The sequence below is a fragment of the Pseudomonas sp. A-RE-22 genome, assembly GCF_019956035.1.
Lineage (GTDB): Bacteria > Pseudomonadota > Gammaproteobacteria > Pseudomonadales > Pseudomonadaceae > Aquipseudomonas > Aquipseudomonas brassicacearum.
On record NZ_JAHBCZ010000077.1, the window covers coordinates 70,897 to 89,701 of the forward strand.

The 18,805-nt window shown below is 61.4% G+C and carries 14 protein-coding genes and 1 other RNA gene; 4 read left to right on the plus strand and 11 right to left on the minus strand.

Features of this window, described 5'->3' with window-relative positions; all coding sequences use genetic code 11:
• Nucleotides 1-67 precede the first annotated feature (67 nt).
• Nucleotides 68-616, plus strand: coding sequence for an adenine phosphoribosyltransferase (locus tag KGA89_RS27715; RefSeq protein WP_003199587.1), 549 nt, complete (start codon nucleotides 68-70; stop codon nucleotides 614-616).
• A gap of 129 nt (nucleotides 617-745) precedes the next feature.
• Here the strand turns inward: KGA89_RS27715 and recR are convergent, their stop codons facing one another.
• The 4 genes from recR to dnaX form a co-directional block, all read right to left on the minus strand.
• Nucleotides 746-1,348 (minus strand): recombination mediator RecR, encoded by a 603-nt coding sequence (gene recR, locus KGA89_RS27720; protein ID WP_003199585.1) that lies wholly within the window; start codon nucleotides 1,346-1,348, stop codon nucleotides 746-748.
• Between the two features lie 66 nt (nucleotides 1,349-1,414).
• Entirely contained in the window at nucleotides 1,415-2,449 is a 1,035-nt protein-coding gene (locus KGA89_RS27725) for an NADP-dependent oxidoreductase (protein ID WP_223473044.1), read from the minus strand.
• Nucleotides 2,450-2,651: 202 nt separating this feature from the next.
• Nucleotides 2,652-2,990 (minus strand): YbaB/EbfC family nucleoid-associated protein, encoded by a 339-nt coding sequence (locus KGA89_RS27730; RefSeq protein WP_223473045.1) that lies wholly within the window; start codon nucleotides 2,988-2,990, stop codon nucleotides 2,652-2,654.
• Nucleotides 2,991-3,054: 64 nt separating this feature from the next.
• A complete protein-coding gene (gene dnaX, locus KGA89_RS27735) occupies nucleotides 3,055-5,130 on the minus strand; it encodes a DNA polymerase III subunit gamma/tau (protein WP_223473046.1) in 2,076 nt (691 codons plus the stop codon).
• A 143-nt stretch (nucleotides 5,131-5,273) separates the two neighbouring features.
• Here dnaX and KGA89_RS27740 point away from each other — a divergent pair, with 143 nt between their 5' ends.
• Nucleotides 5,274-6,044, plus strand: a complete 771-nt coding sequence (locus tag KGA89_RS27740) for a substrate-binding periplasmic protein (RefSeq protein WP_223473047.1) — start codon at nucleotides 5,274-5,276, stop codon at nucleotides 6,042-6,044.
• Here KGA89_RS27740 and KGA89_RS27745 read toward each other — a convergent pair.
• Complete coding sequence (locus KGA89_RS27745) at nucleotides 5,990-7,738, minus strand: putative bifunctional diguanylate cyclase/phosphodiesterase (RefSeq protein WP_223473048.1); 1,749 nt, start codon at nucleotides 7,736-7,738, stop codon at nucleotides 5,990-5,992. The two genes, KGA89_RS27740 and KGA89_RS27745, sit on opposite strands and share 55 nt — an antisense overlap.
• 338 nt (nucleotides 7,739-8,076) lie before the next feature.
• Here KGA89_RS27745 and KGA89_RS27750 point away from each other — a divergent pair, with 338 nt between their 5' ends.
• Nucleotides 8,077-8,391, plus strand: coding sequence for a helix-turn-helix domain-containing protein (locus KGA89_RS27750; protein ID WP_003199578.1), 315 nt, complete (start codon nucleotides 8,077-8,079; stop codon nucleotides 8,389-8,391).
• Nucleotides 8,392-8,603: 212 nt separating this feature from the next.
• Entirely contained in the window at nucleotides 8,604-9,110 is a 507-nt protein-coding gene (locus KGA89_RS27755) for a DUF4823 domain-containing protein (protein ID WP_223473049.1), read from the plus strand.
• A 193-nt stretch (nucleotides 9,111-9,303) separates the two neighbouring features.
• On the opposite strand, the gene ffs is transcribed toward KGA89_RS27755, so the two are convergent.
• The 6 genes from ffs to KGA89_RS27785 all read right to left on the minus strand — a co-directional run bounded on the left by ffs (nucleotide 9,304) and on the right by KGA89_RS27785 (nucleotide 18,591).
• Nucleotides 9,304-9,400: signal recognition particle sRNA small type (gene ffs / locus KGA89_RS27760), an RNA gene on the minus strand.
• Nucleotides 9,401-9,580: 180 nt separating this feature from the next.
• Nucleotides 9,581-10,741 carry a putative zinc-binding metallopeptidase gene (locus KGA89_RS27765; protein ID WP_013692610.1) on the minus strand — a complete coding sequence of 387 codons (1,161 nt, stop codon included), beginning with the start codon at nucleotides 10,739-10,741 and terminating at the stop codon, nucleotides 9,581-9,583.
• Between the two features lie 128 nt (nucleotides 10,742-10,869).
• Nucleotides 10,870-13,227, minus strand: coding sequence for an NAD-dependent DNA ligase LigA (ligA, locus tag KGA89_RS27770; protein ID WP_223473050.1), 2,358 nt, complete (start codon nucleotides 13,225-13,227; stop codon nucleotides 10,870-10,872).
• Between the two features lie 109 nt (nucleotides 13,228-13,336).
• A complete protein-coding gene (zipA, locus tag KGA89_RS27775) occupies nucleotides 13,337-14,182 on the minus strand; it encodes a cell division protein ZipA (protein ID WP_003199570.1) in 846 nt (281 codons plus the stop codon).
• Nucleotides 14,183-14,440: 258 nt separating this feature from the next.
• Nucleotides 14,441-17,929 (minus strand): chromosome segregation protein SMC, encoded by a 3,489-nt coding sequence (gene smc, locus KGA89_RS27780; RefSeq protein ID WP_223473051.1) that lies wholly within the window; start codon nucleotides 17,927-17,929, stop codon nucleotides 14,441-14,443.
• 2 nt (nucleotides 17,930-17,931) lie between these two features.
• On the minus strand, nucleotides 17,932-18,591 hold the full coding sequence (locus KGA89_RS27785) for a GntR family transcriptional regulator (protein ID WP_003199566.1): 660 nt from the start codon (nucleotides 18,589-18,591) through the stop codon (nucleotides 17,932-17,934).
• Nucleotides 18,592-18,805 lie beyond the last annotated feature (214 nt).

Sequence of the window (18,805 nt, forward strand, 5' to 3'; positions counted from 1 at the left end):
GCGGCTGAGGGATGTTCCCAGCCGCGCTATACTGCCGCGTTTGCAGCTCAGCCAGGACACCTCCACGATGGTCTTTGACTCCTTCGATATCAAATCCCTGATCCGCCCCGTGATCGATTTCCCCAAGCCCGGCGTGATCTTTCGCGACATTACCCCCCTGTTCCAATCCCCGACCGCCCTGCGACTGGTCATGGACAGTTTCGCCCACCGGTATGTCGAGGCCGAGTTCACTCACATCGGCGCGATGGATGCGCGGGGTTTCCTGATTGGCTCGATCCTGGCCTACCAGCTGAACAAGCCGCTGATCTTGTTCCGCAAGCAAGGCAAGCTGCCGGCCGATGTGCTGGCCGAGGGTTACCAGACCGAATACGGCGAAGCCTTCCTTGAAGTGCATGCCGACAGCTTGTGCGAGGGTGATTCGGTGGTGATGTTCGATGACCTGATTGCCACTGGCGGCACGCTGATCGCCGCCGCCAACCTGATCCGCCGCATGGGCGCCAAGGTCCACGAAGCCGCGGCGATCATCGACCTGCCGGAGCTGCTCGGCTCCCAGCGCCTGGAGGACATGGGGATTCCCACGTTCTGCCTGACGCAATTCTCGCTCAGCGAAAAATAATCCTCGGCAACGAAACACAACCCCTGTGGGAGCGAGCCTGCTCGCGATAGCGATGTGTCAGCCAGCATAGATATTGGCTGATCTACCGCTATCGCGAGCAAGCTCGCTCCCACAGGGGATTGGTTGCTGTTACAACGCGATCGGCTTGCGCCCCGCAAACGAATGCGCCAGTGTCCCGCCATCCACCAACTCAAGCTCCCCACCCAGCGGCACGCCGTGGGCGATGCGCGAGGCGATCAGGCCTTTGTTGTTGAGCAGTTGGGCAATGTAATGGGCGGTGGCTTCGCCTTCGACCGTCGGGTTCGTAGCAAGGATGACTTCCGTGAACGTACCCGCTTCTTCGATCCGCGCGATCAACTGTGGAATGCCGATGGCTTCAGGCCCCAAGCCGTCGAGCGGTGACAAATGGCCCTTGAGCACGAAATAACGGCCACGAAAACCGGTCTGCTCTACCGCATACACATCCATCGGCCCTTCCACCACGCAGAGCAGGCTGTCGTCCCGACGCGGGTCGGCACATTGCGGGCAGAGGTCGTCTTCGGTGAGGGTGCGGCACAAACGGCAATGCCCTACGCCTTCCATGGCCTGGCTCAGGGCCTGGGCCAGGCGCGAACCGCCGCTGCGATCACGCTCGAGCAATTGCAACGCCATGCGCTGGGCAGTTTTCTGACCTACACCCGGCAACGTTCGCAGGGCATCGATCAGTTGGCGAATCAAAGGGCTGAAGCTCATGGAGGAAATGTCCGACATAACAACGAGACGCGGTTTATACCCGCGCCTCCGATTAGCGTCAAATACTCAATCCTGCGCGACCCGCACCACCAACTTGCCGAAGTTGCGCCCTTCCAACAACCCGATAAACGCCTGTGGCGCATTCTCAAGGCCATCGACCACGTCCTCACGGAACTTGACCTTGCCATCGCGCACCCAAGGGGCCATGGCGCTGATGAACTCCGGCTGACGGTCACCGTAGTCGTCAAACACGATAAACCCCTGGATCCGCACGCGCTTGGTCAGCAAAGTGCGCTGCAACTGCGGCAAGCGATCCGGGCCACTCGGTGCTTGATGATCGTTGTAGGAAGCGATCAGGCCACAGAGCGGGATCCGCGCCTTGGCGTTGAGCAGTGGCACGACAGCATCGAAGACCTTGCCACCGACGTTTTCGTAATAGATGTCGATGCCCTTGTCGCAAGCCTGCGCCAGCTCCTCGGCAAAACGTGCGCTCTTGTGATCGACACAGGCGTCAAACCCCAGCTCGTCGACCACGTACTTGCATTTCTCGCTGCCACCCGCGACGCCGACGACGCGCAGGCCCTTGATCTTCGCCACCTGGCCAACCACCGAGCCCACCGCACCCGAGGCCGCCGCGACCACCAGGGTTTCCCCGGCCTTGGGCTGGCCAATGTCCATCAGCCCCATGTAAGCGGTCATGCCCGGCATGCCCAGCACACCCAGGGCCATCGACGGGCTCGGCAGCCCCGAAGGGACGGGCATCACGTTGCGCCCGTCGCTGATGCCGTGGCTCTGCCAACCGGTGGCCCCCACCACCAGATCACCCTCCTGGAATTTCGGGTGCATCGAGCGCTCCACGCGGCTCACGGCGCCGCCGGTCATCACCTCGTCGATTTTTACCGGAGCAGCGTAGGAAGGCGCGTCACTCATTCGCCCGCGCATGTAAGGGTCCAAGGACAAAAACTGCGTCTTGAGCAGGATCTGCCCCTGCGCCAGGTCCGGCAGCGTCACGTGCTCCAGGCGGAAATTGTCCGCGGTTGGGGCGCCGTGAGGACGGGAGGCAAGGACGATGCGCTGGTTGGAGGTCGATGCTTGTGACATGGAAGCGTCTCCTTGATCGTTGAGTGGCACGTATAGGGAGCAGACCATTGCCGAGGGGGCGGCGTTCGATGTTTGTTCAGCGGGTACTTGTGGGAGCAAGGCTTGCTCCCATAGGCAAGGTTTCGCTCGCCCTAGACAGAAACAAAAATGCCAGGCGCGATGCCTGGCATTGTGTGTAGCCCATCCCGACCGGGATGGCGAATCAGAACGGCAGTTTCATGCCCGGCGGCAGTTGCATGCCGGCCGTCATGCCAGACATCTTGTCCTGGCTGTTGGCTTCGATCTTGCGCACCGCGTCATTGACGGCGGCGGCGAACAGGGCTTCGAGCATTTCCTTGTCGTCTTCGCTCATGCCTTCGACCACGCTTGGGTCGATGCTGACGCGCTTGATGTCGTGGCGACCGGTCATGACCACGGTCACCATGTCGCCGCCGGACTTGCCGGTGACTTCGGCGTTGGCCAGTTCTTCCTGCATCTTGGCCATTTTTTCCTGCATTTGCTGCGCCTGCTTCATCAGGCCGGCCATGCCACCTTTCATCATGGGAATCACCTCGAAAGTACTTGGATAAACAACGCGCCCGGCCCGTTCGGCCCGGCGCCTTCAGTTATGAGCCCTGGGTGACCGGGGCCTCGACAGGTTCGATAGTATCGTGACGGACCACGGCGCCGAACTGTTGCATCATCTGCTGGATGAATGGATCACCGTGGATCGACTCCTCGGCTTCGCGCTGACGGTCGGCACGGCGCCGGGACGCGGCCTGGGCCGGGGTCTCCTGCTCGGGCTTGATCAGCTCGATGGTCAGCGTCAGGGTGCGCTGGTGATACTGGTTCAGCGCATCGTTGAGGCGACGTTGCTGGGTCGCGTTGAACAGTGCGCTGTGGGCCGGGTCCAGGTGCAGCAGCCAGTGGTCGCCTTCCACGGCCATCAGCGTGCAGTTGGCGGCAATACTGCCGGTCATGCCGCTGATCGGCAGTTTAGGAAACAGCTCCAGCCATTGCAGGGCCAGCCCGGTGGCCGGCATCGCCGCGGGTTCCGGCTCGGGCTCCGGGGCCGGCTCAGCGGCGTGCTCACTGGCCAGGTCGTCCAGGTAGCTGTAGGCCGAATCCATGTCTGGCTCGATGTAATCCTCGTCCAGCGGCGGTTCGTCGTCCTGATCGAGGCCTGGCGTGGCGACATCGACGTCGGCCACTGTTGGTTCGGGCACCGGCGCGGCGACCCACTCCGGTGCATCGGGCACCACACTGTCGGGCGTCGGCAAAGGCATCGGCGGCAACTCGGGTTGCTCGGCGATGGTCTCCAGGACCGGCTCCACGGCAGGTTGCTGGACAACCTCGGGCTCGATCGGATCGTTCCAGGGCAGATCGACAACGGCTTCAGCGACCGGTTCGGGCAGCGCCTCGACGACCGGTTCAGGTTCTGGCTCAGGGGCCGCGACAACGGGTGTCGGAGCCGGTGCTGCCACAGGTGCCGGCGCTACCGGAGCCGAAGCCACTGCCGGCGCAACGACGGGCGCGGCAGCCACTGGCTTGGCGGAATCAGCTGTGGCCTGGCTGATCCCCACTGGCTTTAGCGCTTGCCTCGGGACGTCCGTCGTATCGGCTGGCCGGAACGCCAGCATTCGCAGCAGGACCATTTCAAAGCCGCCGCGCGGATCCGGTGCCAGGGGCAGGTCGCGACGACCAATCAGACCCATCTGGTAATAGAACTGCACGTCTTCGGCCGGCAACGCCTGGGCCAGGGCCAGTACGCGATCACGGTCGCCGTGGCCGTTGTCGACGCCATCAGGCAAGGCCTGGGCGATGGCGACCCGGTGCAGCACATTGAGAATTTCCGAGAGCACGCCATTCCAGTCCGGGCCCTGCTCGGCCAGGTGACGCACCGCTTCGAGCAACGCCTTCGCGTCGCCTTCGATCAGCGCATGCAAAACGTCATAGACCTGGCCGTGATCGAGGGTACCGAGCATGGCCCGGACATCCGCGGCCATGACCTTGCCTTCACCGAAAGCGATGGCCTGGTCGGTCAGGCTCATGGCGTCGCGCATCGAACCATCGGCGGCGCGGCCCAACAGCCACAGCGCATCGTCCTCGAAGGGCACGTTCTCGACGCCCAGTACATGCGTCAGGTGCTCGACGACCCGTTCCGGCGTCATGTTCTTCAGGGAGAACTGCAGGCACCGCGACAAAATCGTTGCAGGAAGTTTCTGCGGGTCGGTGGTCGCCAGGATGAACTTGACGTAGGGCGGCGGCTCCTCAAGGGTCTTGAGCAGCGCATTGAAGGAATGGCTGGAGAGCATGTGCACTTCGTCGATCAGGTAGACCTTGAAGCGCCCACGGCTCGGCGCGTACTGCACGTTGTCGAGCAGCTCGCGGGTGTCTTCGACCTTGGTACGGCTGGCGGCGTCGATCTCGATCAGGTCGACGAAACGGCCCTCGTCGATTTCCCGGCAGACCGAACACTCGCCGCAGGGCGTGGAGGTAATGCCGGTTTCACAGTTCAGGCACTTGGCAATGATCCGCGCGATGGTGGTCTTGCCCACGCCGCGGGTGCCGGTGAACAGGTAGGCATGGTGCAGCCGCTGGCTGTCCAAGGCATTGATCAGGGCCTTGAGCACATGGGTCTGGCCGACCATTTCGCGGAACGAGCGCGGACGCCATTTACGTGCAAGAACCTGATAACTCATCGAAAACCGTCGCATCGAAGGAACATAAGCGGCTAATGCTAGCGGAGCAGGGGCGAAATTGCATCCGGTGTGCTCGTCTAATCTGACTAAGATTGGATCAGGGACTCGGTTGTCGACGCGGTTTTGCACAGTCAGGAGAGTTTATGCGCTCAGCCATGGGGGCTTTGCTGTTGTTGGGTACAGGTTGTTTTGCTGATGAAGTACCTTTGCGTTTTGCCGTTACCGACGGCTGGGCGATGCCCATGGTGCAGATCGAACGGGGTCGCCCGACCCAGGGCATCCTTCCCGACATAATGACCAGCCTGGCGACCCGGATGGGACTGCCGGCGCAATTCCATGTCCTATCCCGCGCCCGGCTGGACGGCGCCATGAAACACGGCGAGATCGACATGCGTTGCTACGTCAGCCCCGACTGGGTAAAGGACAGTGGCGATTACCTATGGAGCGTCCCGTTGTTTTTCCAGCGCGACCTGCTCGTCGCCACGGCAAGCGCCCCTGCGGCGGTCACACTAGCCACGTTGCCGGAACAGCCCATCGGCACGGTGCTCGGCTATACCTACCCGACCTTGCAACCCTTGTTCGACCGCAGCCAACTGCACCGCGACGACGCCCGCAGCCAGGAACAAGTGCTGGCGAAACTGCTGGCCGGGCGTTATCGCTACGGGATCAGCAACCAATGGGCGCTGGACTGGTTCAATCAACGTCATACCGCTGATCGGCAACTCCATGAGGTGGCAGTGCTTCAGGAACAGCAGTTGAGCTGTTATGTGCGCAACGATCCGAACATTCCAGCACAACGCATTCTGAGGACCCTGTTGAACATGAAAACCTCCGGGGAGATCGACGCGATCATCCAGCTTTACACGGGCCGCAGTGACGCATCGCAGGCCAGGAGCGAGGCCCCCTCCCCCTGATCGCCTGGCCGCTGCTGCCATTGCGACGGCGGGATGAACCCCTGCACCCAGCCGGGTATCCGTTCGGGCGGCATGGGCCGGGCGATGAAATAACCTTGTGCCACCTCACAGCCCAGGTTCAGCAACAGTTGGCCATGCTCAAGGCTGTCCAACCCTTCGGCGACCACCTCACGGCCAAACGCCCGGGCCAGGCCGATCACCGCTTCGGTCAGTGCCAGGTCGTCGCGATCATGGAGAATGTCGCGAACAAAGGTCTTGTCGATCTTGATGGTTTGCGTGCGCAAGTGCTTGAGGTCGTTGAGCGAGCAGTAGCCCGTGCCGAAACCACCCAGAGAAAACCCCACGCCCAAGGCATGGCAGGCCTGGAGGCAGGCGCTGACGTGGGCAAGGTTTTCCAATGCGACCGATTCGACAATCTGCAGATCCAACAGGCGTGGCGGTACCGCCGGATGCCGTTCCAACACCTGTCGCAACCGCTCGACAAAATCCGCCCGCTGGAAATGCCGCGCCGAGATATTGATGCTCACCGGCCAGCCCTGCCCCGCTTGCTGCCATTGCTGCAACTGGGTCAGTACCTGCTCCATGACCCACTCGCCGATCTCGACAATCAGGTCGGTCTCTTCCACCAGCGGCAGGAACTCCCGTGGCGGCACCAGGCCACGTTGCGGATGCTTCCAGCGCAGCAGCGCCTCCATGCCGACCACGGTGCCATGACGCATGTTGACCTTGGGCTGGAAATGCAGCCGCAACTCGTTACCGGCCAGTGCCTGGCGGACCCGCTCGACGGTCTGGTAAGTGGCTCGCACTTCCTTGTCCCGGGACACATCGAACAAGTGGAAACGATTGCGACCGCTTTGCTTGGCCACGTACATCGCCTGGTCGGCGTGGCGCAACAAGGTCTCGGCGTCGTCGTTATCCCATGGGAACAATGTGACGCCAATGCTGGCGAAGACCTTGATGTCCTTACCGTCAATGCCATACGGCATGGAAACGGCGATCAACACCCGGCTCAACGCGGCATGCAACTCATCCATCCCACGCACATGGCGCAGCACCAGCACGAACTCGTCCCCACCCAGCCGCGCCACCACGTCCTCGCCACGCACGATACTGCGCAGGCGCCTGGCGACCTCCACCAACAGCCGATCGCCACTGGCATGACCATAACCGTCATTGACCGCCTTGAAGCCATCGAGGTCGAGCATGCACACCGCCAGAGGCAAGTTTTCCGCACGGGAAAACTCCAGGGCCTGGTCCAGCAGATCGGACAGATAAGTGCGGTTGGGCAACCCGGTCAACACATCGTGACCAACCCGCCATTGCAGGGAATGCAGCAGGCGACGCTTTTCGCTGACATCGAAGCGAATTGCCAGGTAGCGTTCGATTTGTCCTGTATCGTCATCGATCACTGGTACCAGGGTCGTGTCGACCCAGTGCAGCGTACCGTCCTTGGCCCGGTTGCAGATTTCCCCTTTCCAGACCTGGCCCAGGGCAATGGTGCGCCACATGGCGCCGAAGAACTCGTCAGGGTGCTGGCCGGAATTGAGCAGGCGATGGTTCACACCCAACAACTCATCGCGCCGGTAACCAAAAAGGCTGCAAAATTGATCGTTGACGTAGGTGATGCGCCCGCTCAGATCGGTTTCGGAAAAAATCGCGGCGGCGTCAACGGCTCTGCGGTACTTCTTATCCATCGAAGCAGTCATCCATGAGTCAGGCTCATTTGTCGCGCGCGGTTGCACCGCCTTCAAGACAGGCGAAAATCAACTAGGCTCAAACACTTTGAGGGAAGCTGGAGCGCGGGCCCTGGCGGTGCTAAGGGAGAGCTTCAGCCCTTGCCGTGTATCGCGGCAAGAAACGCAAGGCCCGGTCTTTGCACACACCCCGGCTTCTGAAGCAAGTCACCAAATACCCGTGCCAAAGGCCGATTCTACGAAACACATCACACTTTGCAAAGCAAGGTGATGGATCACGCGGTTGTCTAATGCGAAAATCTATCGTTAAGTTCTTGATTCTAAATGGGAATTAAGCGATGCAAATTTCAAGTTTGGGTCCAGCCATCAGACGCTACCGCAAAGTAGCGGGGCTTACTCAGGCTGAACTTGGCGAAAAAACCGGTTTTGACCCCAAAACCATCAGCCGCTTCGAAACCGGCACCTACACCCCCAGCGTCGAAGCCTTGTTCCTGCTTGCCAATGTGCTGGATGTACAACTGAAAGCCTTTTTTGCCGACATGGGCGATGAGGACGAACAGCGGGCGTATCTGTTCGGCGTCATACACAAAGCCACCTCCAAGGACCTGGGCAAGCTGATCGCGGCGGTCGACCAGGCCTTGTCCAAGCCTTGATGCAGATGTGAAAGAGAAGCCGGGGCTGCCGAGGGGAGGCAGGCCGGGCTTTTCTTTGGCGTTCGTTTGCCCGCTCGACTAATTCCGAGGGTGACGCAAGACATAATGTCACGTTGACATCGCCAGCTACGAACCTCGACTATCAACGCGCTGATTCCTGCGTCCCTATGGCGCCTATGACTCGTCGACACAATAAAATCCAAGGGGACACTGTGCATAAATTTTCGATCATTCTTGTCTCGATACTCGCTACCGGCTGCACCGCCAAATACGCACAGCAAGACGTATTCTCCAACCAGGCAAAACTTGATCGACAAATGCCCGTCACCATCGCCACACCGGTCGACGGCAGCTACGAAACAACGCCTTACCCGGCATCCGGCGATATGACAGCTGCCGCCGTTAAAACGGCCTTTTCTTATTACACCAACCGCGTGACGGTAATGGGCGCGTGCCGTGAATTGAGCTGCCTGAGACAGAACGGACCTTCTGGTTACTACGTCATCCCGGAAATCCTGCATTGGGAAGAACGCGCCACAGAATGGTCGGGGCTTCCCGACAAGATTGAAGTAAAACTCGCCATTTATGGCCCGACAGGAGAGCAGCCGCTGGGGTCCTCGGTCCTGTCCGGCAAAAGCAAATGGGCGACCTTTGGCGGGGATCATCCACAGGATTTGCTGCATGAGCCGATTGCTGAGTATGTGAAAGCTCAATACTGATCCAATCGGTCTACGATAGGAACTCGGTCCGTCGATGCAGGACGGGCCGGACTTCCCCTTCAGCACTCGTTTGCCCTGGCCGCGGCAAAATCCGGATAGCAGAAAGCAATGACCGATATCGATCAGCGAAACAAAAGAAATGATTGGAATTTGACAAACCTTGCGAACGAAGGTTTGGGCGTTATGGAGGCAACCCCACCAGCCACACCCCGGCACACAATGTTCCCGCTGTGGCTGCTTCCTTCCGGATCTGACCAGGTTCACGGGTAATCGTTGCGGGGGGACCGATGGGGTCACCATAACGACGCCCGCCTGACGGCGAGCCGCGCCATTGTACCTATCTGGCAAGAAGTTACAACCGTTCGTGCCGGATTAAAAAACTGAAGATGTTCAAGCACTTGCTGTGGGAGCAAAGCTTGCTCGCGATGATGTCGGCACATCAGGCATGGATGCAGGCTGCTCTCACAGAACTACAACAACACCTCATCCGCCCGACCACCCTCTTCCTGGATCACCAGGTGGATGAAATGCAGCTTGGTGATGACGGCAGCCGGCACGACGAACGGGTAGAAATCCGGCTGGCCCATGCTGCGGGACAGTTCGTTGAGCATGCCAGCCAGTTCGATCCAGGCGTTGACGAACGAAAGAAAAGCCGCACCGCCTGCATGTTCGGCGTCGTACAAGGTCTCGGGCGGGAACGGCTGGTAGTCGAAATCCATTTCCCGAGCGCTCATGCCGAAACCCAGGGCGGTGTCCACCGCGTCCATCATGTGCAGGTAATGGGCCCAGGTTTCGGCCCAGTCCTCCCACGGGTGCATGGTGGCATAGGCGCTGACGTAGCGGGTTTGCCAGTCCAGCGGCGCGCCTTGCTGGTAGTGCTGCTCCAGGGCGTCGGCGTAGCTGGCGCGCTCATCGCCGAACAGCTCGCGAAAAGCCTCGAGCCAATGGCTGTTGGCGACCAGCCGGTCCCAGTAGTAGTGCCCCACCTCATGCCGGAAATGCCCGAGCAAGGTGCGATACGGCTCGCGCATCTGCTGGCGCACGTATTCGCGATGGGCATCGTCAGCTTCCTTGATGTCGAGGGTGATCAGTCCGCTGGCGTGACCGGTGGTGGGTGGCGTGCCGTCGGGATCGACACCGATGAAATCAAACGCCAAGCCGATATTTTCGTCGACGGTTTTCGGGATGACCGGCAAGCCGAAAGTAATCAACTGCGCGACCAGACGACGCTTGGCGGTCTCGACCTTGCGCCAGCGTTCGGGATTTTCCGGGATCGACAGGTCGGGAATAGTACGGTTCAGGCTACAGGCGATGCACAGGGTATCGCGCCCATTGTCCGGCAGCAGCCAATTGCAGGCCGCCGCAGTGTCGAGGTTGGCGCAACGGCGGAACAGCCCGGCTTGGGGATCGGCGTCCAGGGTCCAGGTCCCGGCTTGCTCGCCGGGTTGCAAGGACGTCAGGCGACTCTGCTCAGGTTGATAACCCAGCGCCGCCAGGCAGGCCAGGCATTGGCTATTGCGAAAAAACAACGACTGGCCACAGCGGCACGGCCAGACCTTGCTGTTACGTGACCGATCGCCCAGGAACGGCGCGGCGATGCGTGAGCTCAGTTGTTCGAAGAAGCGGTACATGGCGATCTCTCCCTGGAGCCTGCAAGACTAGATCACCCCACTTCCATGATCGTTCCCACGCGTTGCGTCATAGTGCCCGATAAACCGTGGCGAGGGAGCAAGCTCCCTCGCCACAAGAGCCAACCCGGCTAAACCGTGATGCCATGCTGACTCAGAAAGACGACAAACGCCTCTTCATCCAGCACCTTGAGCCCCAGCTCATTGGCCTTGGTCAATTTCGAACCGGCACCCGGCCCCGCCACCACGCAGTGGGTTTTCGCCGACACGGAACCGGCGACCTTGGCCCCCAGGCTCTCCAGCTTGTCCTTGGCGACGTCGCGACTCATCAACTCCAGCGAACCGGTCAGCACCCAGGTGTGACCTGCCTCGGGCAAGCCTTCGACGACCTTCTTCTCGCTCTGCCAATGCATGCCAAAGTCGCGCAACTGTTGCTCCGCTGCCTCGGCCTGCTGACGGTTGGCGGCAACGGCGAAAAACTCGCGCACGGCGTTGGCCTGCTTTTCCGGCAACGCCTGGCGCATGTCCAGCCAGTCAGCGTTCATCACCGCCTCGAGTGAACCGAACTTGTCTGCCAGTTTCTGCGCCCCTCCCGGCCCGACCGAGGGGATGTTCAGTTTGTCGAGAAAGCCACCCAGGGTCGTGCTGGCAGAGAACTCGGCGCCCAACTCGCCCTGGTCCTGGATCTCCAGGCCGTGGTGCAGCAGGTCCTTGATCACCTGGCGGTTGTGTGGATCTTCGAAGAAGCTGTGGATCTCGTGGGCCACTTCCAGGCCGACGTCGGGCAGGTAGGTGAGTACCTGGGGCAAAGCCGCTTGTACGCGCTCCAGCGAACCAAGAGAGCGAGCCAGGACCTTGGCGGTCTCCTCGCCCACGTCCGGGATACCGAGGGCGTAGATGAAACGCGCCAGGCTCGGCTTCTTGCTGTCGACGATGGCCGCCAGCAAGTTCTTGCTCGACAGTTCGGCGAAACCTTCCAGGTCGACCACCTGCTCGAAGGTCAGGGCATACAGATCGGCGGGCGAACCCACCAGCCCCTCATCCACAAGTTGCTCGACGCTCTTCTCGCCCAGGCCCTCGATGTCCATGGCCCGGCGCGACACGAAATGAATGATCGCCTGCTTGAGCTGCGCGCCACAGGCCAGGCGACCGACGCAACGGTACACCGCACCTTCGCTGATGGTTTCACGGCCCTTGCTGCGCTTGATCAGTTGCGTGCGCTCGACATGGGAACCACACACCGGACACTGCCGGGGGATCTCCACAGGGCGGGCATCGTCCGGGCGGCGCTCGGTGATCACTTGCACCACTTGCGGGATCACGTCGCCGGCACGGCGGATGATCACGGTGTCGCCGATCATCAGGCCCAGGCGCGCCACTTCGTCCATGTTGTGCAACGTGGCGTTGGCCACGGTCACGCCAGCGACCTTGACCGGTTTGAGGCGCGCCACGGGCGTCACGGCGCCAGTGCGGCCGACCTGGAACTCGACGTCCAGCAACTCGGTGAGTTCTTCAGAGGCCGGGAATTTATGAGCGATGGCCCAGCGTGGTTCCCGAGCGCGGAAACCCAGTTCGCGCTGAGAAGCGATGCTGTTGACCTTGAACACCACCCCGTCGATTTCATACGGCAACGCGTTGCGCCGCTCACCGATGTCGCGGTAGTAATCCAGGCATTCGTCAATGCCGTGGGCCAGCTTCAATTCACGGCTGATGGGCAAGCCCCAGGCCTTGAGCTGCTTGAGATTGCCGATGTGGGTATCGGCAATGTCCGCGGTCACCTGGCCGATACCGTAGCAGCAGAATTCCAGCGGGCGGTTGGCGGTGATCTTCGAATCCAGCTGGCGCAGGCTCCCCGCCGCCGCGTTGCGCGGGTTGGCGAAGGTCTTGCCACCCGCTTCCAGTTGCGTAGCGTTGAGGCGCTCGAAGCCGGCCTTGGACATGTACACCTCGCCGCGCACTTCCAGCAATGGCGGCCAGCCGCTGCCCTGCAGCCTGAGGGGAATATTGCGCACGGTACGCACGTTGACGCTGATGTCTTCGCCCGTGGTGCCATCACCGCGCGTGGCTCCGCGCACCAGCATGCCGTCCTGATACAACAGGCTGACCGCCAGGCCATCGAGTTTCGGCTCGCAGCTGTATTCCACCGCCGCGCCACCGCCCAGCAAATCGCCCATGGGCAGATCGAGGCCTTCGGTCACCCGCCGGTCGAATTCGCGCATGGTGGTTTCGTCGAAGGCGTTGCCCAGGCTGAGCATCGGGATCTCGTGACGCACCTGGCTAAACGCCGACAGCGCCACGCTGCCGACGCGCTGGGTCGGGGAATCGCTGGTCACCAGCTCCGGGTGTTGCTCTTCCAGGGCCTTGAGCTCGTGGAACAAGCGGTCGTACTCGGCGTCCGGGATGCTCGGTTCGTCGAGGACGTGATAGCGGTAGTTGTGCTGATCCAGCTCGGTGCGCAGCTGTTGGATGCGGGTTTCAACGGCGTTCATGGGTGTTCTCTCATAAAGCAAAAGAGCAGCCTAGGCTGCTCATTCTCAATACTTCGATCGCGTGCAGGAGCTGCACTCGTCAGCTCCTGCAGGCCAGCGATCTTTGGCCTCAGCGCTTCTGGGTCAATGCCCGGCGCTCGAATTCGACGATGCGCTGGCGATAGTGCTCGATGGTCTGGGCAGTCAGCACACTGCGCTGGTCATCCTTGAGTTCGCCATTGAGCTCCTGGGACAGCTTGCGAGCCGCGGCCACCATCACGTCGAAGGCCTGCTTGGGATGACGCGGGCCCGGCAGGCCGAGGAAGAAACTCACCGCCGGCGTGCTGAAATGATCGATGTCATCCAGGTCGAACACGCCAGGCTTGACGGCGTTGGCCATGGAGAACAGCACCTCGCCGTTGCCGGCCATGCTCTCGTGACGATGGAAAATGTCCATCTCGCCGAAACGCAGGCCGCTTTCCAGGATGTTCTGCAGCAACGCCGGGCCCTTGAAGCCGGCCGGGTCGCGGCAGATCACGCTGATCACCAGCACTTCTTCAGCCTGGGCCTGGTCTTTGTCGGCGCTCGAGGTTTTGTTCTCGTCCGGGAAATCGCTGTCGCGACTGCTGAAGCTCGGGCCACCATCCAGGTCGAGGTTCAGGTTCAAATCACCCTGGGACGGCTCGCTGTTGCGCTTGCCGCGCTTGGAACTCGACTCCCGTGGCTCACGGGCAGGCGCGCTCATCGACGGCAAGTCGTGTTCGTCCAGCTGCGGCTCCTTGTGGGTGTCCAGCACCCGGGGCGGGCCTAGCAGTTCGGCGCTGTCATCCTCATCGGGCAGGTTCGAAAGGCTGCGGTCCAGGCGAAACTTCAGTTTCCCCTTACCGCCGCGCATGCGGCGCCAGCCGTCGAAAAGAATACCGGCAATGACAATGATGCCGATGACGATCAGCCACTCGCGCAGACCGATTTCCATGTAATCCCGTGCCTCTATAAAAATGCTGAAAAATAAGGGGCTTAGCTATTTGCAAACCGCTTTAAAACGTGGCGCCAACTCTATGTTCTGAATGGCGTTTTGCCCACGCATACGAAAAATTGACATTAAACTAGCACGACCAAAGATAACTTTACACCGTCTGTCGCACAGGCTTGTGTCCAATCTGTGATTTGAACAACAGGCCCCAGGGTAAAAAATACCTACAGCGTTCCAAGTAGAAGCCCTACAAACCGTTCTTCAGGCATCCACCATTGCCATGGCCTCCTCCACATCCACCGCCACCAGCCGCGAACAGCCCGGCTCATGCATGGTCACCCCCATCAACTGATCGGCCATTTCCATGGCGATCTTGTTGTGGGTGATGTAGATGAACTGCACCGTTTCAGACATCTCCTTCACCAGCCGTGCGTAACGGCCTACGTTGGCGTCGTCCAGTGGTGCGTCGACTTCGTCGAGCATGCAGAACGGCGCCGGGTTCAATTTGAAGATGGCAAAGACCAGGGCCAACGCGGTCAGCGCCTTTTCGCCACCGGAGAGCAAATGGATGGTGCTGTTCTTCTTGCCAGGAGGACGCGCCATGATTGTCACCCCTGTATCGAGTAAATCTTCGCCCGTCAGTTCCAAGTAAGCGCTGCCGCCACCGAAAACTTTTGGGAAAAGTGCCTGCAAACCGCCGTTGATCTGATCAAAGGTATCCTTGAAGCGATTGCGGGTTTCCTTGTCGATCTTGCGAATGACGTTTTCCAGGGTCTCCAGCGCCTCCACCAGATCGTCGTTCTGAGCGTCCAGGTAGCGCTTGCGCTCGGACTGCTGCTGGTACTCGTCGATGGCCGCCAGGTTGATTGCCCCCAGGCGCTGGATGCGCTGGGCAATGCGTTCCAGCTCCTCCTCGGCGTCCTTCTCGTTCGCCCCGGCCACCAGGGTGGCCAGCACGCCGTCGAGGTCGTAGCCGTCTTCCAGCAACTGGTCCTGCAAGGCTTTGCGCCGCACCGTCAGGGCCTGCCACTCCATGCGCTGCTGTTCCATCTGGCCGCGAATCAGTTGCGATTGCTGCTCGGCCTGGCTGCGGCGCTTTTCGGCGTCGCGCAGTTCACGGTCGGCGTCCTCCAGGGCGATCTGCGCCGTCTTGAGCTCTTCGTCGACGCTCATGCGCTTGTCGAGCAACTCTTCGAGCTTGAGGCGCAGCTCCTCCAGCGGCGCTTCACCCTCCTCCAGATTGAGGCTCAACTGCTCGCGTTTTTCGGTCAGGCGTTCGGACTGCATTTCCAGCCGTTCCAACGCCTGGCGCGTGGAATCGTGCTGAGCCTTGAGCGAGCCCAGGCGCACCGCCAACTGATGGGCATGGTCCTTGTGCTGGCGTGCTTCCTGACGCACCCGGTCCAGGCGCTCGCGCAGGCTGTCGCGCTGGGCCAGCAGCAGTTCGCGCTGCTCGGTGTCCAGCGCCATGGCATCGAGGGCTTCCTGCAGTTGCAAGCGCGCCTCGCCGATCTGTTCGTGCTCCAACGCCCGCTGCTCGCCCAGTTCGGCGATTTCTTCTTCCAGGCGGGTGCGGCGCAGCGCCAGCTGTTCAACCTTGGCCTTGCCGGCCGACAACTGCGCCTTGAGCTCGCCTTGCTGGCGCGCTTCATCCTGCAATAGCCGCCGCAGGTGTTCGCGGCCGTTCTCCTGCTGACGCTGTTGCGCCCGCAGGTTCTGCAATTCGGTTTCCAGGGCTTCGACGCTGGCCTCGCGCTCTTCGCGCTCTTCGCTCAGGCGCTGGATTTCCTGACCACGGGCAAGCATGCCGCTCTCGGCTTCGCTGGCCCGGCGTACCCGCAGGAAATGCCGGCCGACCCAATACCCGTCACGGCTGATCAGGCTTTCGCCGACCGCCAATTGCCCACGCAGGGCCAAGGCTTGCTCAAGACTGTCCACCGGTTTGACCTGCCCCAGCCAGGGCGACAGGTCAACCTGGGCCTCGACCTTGTCCAGCAAGCTGCCGGGGATTCGTACGCCGTCGTCAGCCGGGCTGAGCAGGCGCAGATCGCCCTGGGTGAAACCCGACAAATCGAAGCCGCCAAAGTCATCCACCAGCACCGCCTGCAGATCGGCACCCAGCACGGTTTCCACCGCCAGCTCCCAACCGGCATCGACCTTCAGGCCCTCGGCCAGTCGCGGACGCTCGGCCAGATGCTGATCGCGCAGCCATTCGGCGGTGCCGGTGCCTGGGTCCAGCGCGGCTTGCTGCAGGGCTTCCAGCGAGGCCAGGCGTCCATTGAGTCGCTGCAATTCGCCCTGGCCCTGCTGCTGGTTCTGCAAGGCCAGTTGCAAGGCCTGGCGCAGTTGCTCGAGCCGTTCGACCTGGGCATCTTCGCTGGCCTGCAAGTCTTCGAGGGTGGCTTCACTGGCCGCCAGTTGCTCGCTCAGATCCAGAATCGCCGCGTCCTCCGGATCCGCCGCGAGCAAGGCGCGCTCTTCGGACAGGCGGCGCTGACGTTCGGCCAGGCGCTCCATGCTGGTTTCCAACTGCTGGATGCGCGACTGCTGGACTTCAGCCTGGCGCCGCGGCTCGGCCGAGGTCAGGTTGAAACTGTCCCACTGCTCTTGCCAGCCGTGCATGGTCAGCTCGGCTTCCTCCAGGGCTGCGGCGGCCTCTTCGGCGGCGGCGCTGGTGATTTCCTGCTCTGGCGTGAGCCGGTCCAGTTCTTCGCCAAGGGTCAGCAGCAGCGTGCGGTCGTGACCCAGGTGCGATTCGGTTTCCAGGCGCGCCCGCTCGGCTTCCTTCAAGTCATCCTGCAACTGCCGCAGTCGTTGTTGACCATGCTGGATGCTCTGCTCGACCCGGGCGATGTCGCCCCCCACGGAATAGAAGCGCCCCTGCACCAGATTGAAGCGCTCGGACAGGTCGTGGTGTCCGTCACGCAGGCGTTCGATGGCGGCGTCGGCGTTGCGTTGCTCGGCCACCAGGGCTTCGAAGCTGACTTCCTGGTTGCCGATGATCGCCTCACGCTGGCCGACCTGCTCGTTCAACGCTTGCCAGCGCAGGGCCGACAGCTGGGCCTTGAGCTGGCGCTCCTCACCCTTGTATTCCTGGTACTTCTTCGCGGCCTCGGCCTGACGGTGCAAACGCTCGAGTTGGCGTTCGAGTTCTTCGCGCAGATCGGTCAGGCGCGCGAGGTTCTCGTGGGTGCGACGAATGCGGTTTTCAGTCTCGCGCCGCCGCTCCTTGTATTTGGAAATACCGGCGGCTTCTTCGATGAAGTTGCGCAGGTCTTCGGGCTTGGCCTCGATCAGCTTGGAGATCATGCCCTGTTCGATGATCGAGTAGCTGCGCGGGCCCAGGCCGGTACCGAGGAAGATATCGGTGATGTCGCGACGCCGGCACTTGGCGCCGTTGAGGAAATAGCTGTTCTGGCTGTCGCGGGTCACTTTGCGACGAATGGAGATTTCCGCATACGCCGCGTATTCGCCGACCAGGGTACCGTCGGAGTTATCGAACACCAGCTCGATGCTGGCCTGGCTCACCGGCTTGCGGCTGGTGGAGCCGTTGAAGATGACGTCGGTCATCGACTCGCCGCGCAGGTTCTTGGCCGAGCTCTCGCCCATCACCCAACGCACGGCATCGATGATGTTCGACTTGCCGCAACCATTGGGCCCGACCACCGCCGCCATGTTACTGGGGAAGTTCACCGTGGTCGGGTCGACGAAGGATTTGAACCCCGCCAGCTTGATGCACTTGAGCCGCACGTTCAGGCCTTCGTCAAGGCAGAGACCACCAGGTCGCAACTGCGCTGGGCGTAGGCCGTGAGCACGATGCGGATCTGCGGTAAATCACGGGCCAGCACAGCGGCGAGCAGGCGCTGGAACAGGTCGAGGAACTCGCTCATTTCCGCCTTGCGCTGGTCCAGGGCCAGGAAATAGGCACGGCTCATGGCCGGTTGCAGGTTCTCGACGGTTTCCTGCAAGTACGGGTTGTCGGCAAAGGGATAGGCGGCGCGCATCACGCTGAAGCTTTCATCGACGAAGGTACGGATGTCCTGGCGCGCGTAGGCGTCGTTGAGACGCTGCTGGATCGCTACGAACGGCGCCATGTCGGCCTGCTCTTTCCAGCCATGGGCCACGGCGTTGCCCAGCAGGATGTACAGCTCGCTCATCAGCGTGCAGAGGCTGCGCACCTTGTGTTCGGTGAGTTCGGTGACGTGGGCGCCACGGCGCGGCAGGATCGCGATCAAGTGGCGTCGTTCCAGGATCAGCAAGGCCTCGCGGACCGAGCCGCGGCTGACGTTGAGTGCCAGCGTGACCTTCTGCTCCTGGATGCGCTCTCCCGGTTTCATTTCACCGCGAATGATGCGTTCGGCGAGGTGATGGGCGATTTGCTCGGCGAGGCTGTCCGGGGCCTTGAACGTCATGGTTGTCCTTCAAACTCTTCGATTTGCACAAGCGGCGCAGTGTAGCGCACTCGATACGTCATGGCGCAGGGCCTGTACCGGGTTTTTGGCACGATTCAAGCAAAAAAAGTTTGAGCTTTCCTGCTGAAACAGAACCTGTGGAAGAACCTGTGGGAGCGAGCTTGCTCGCGATAGCGGTCTGTCATCTTGCATCCATACTGAATGTACCGCTGTC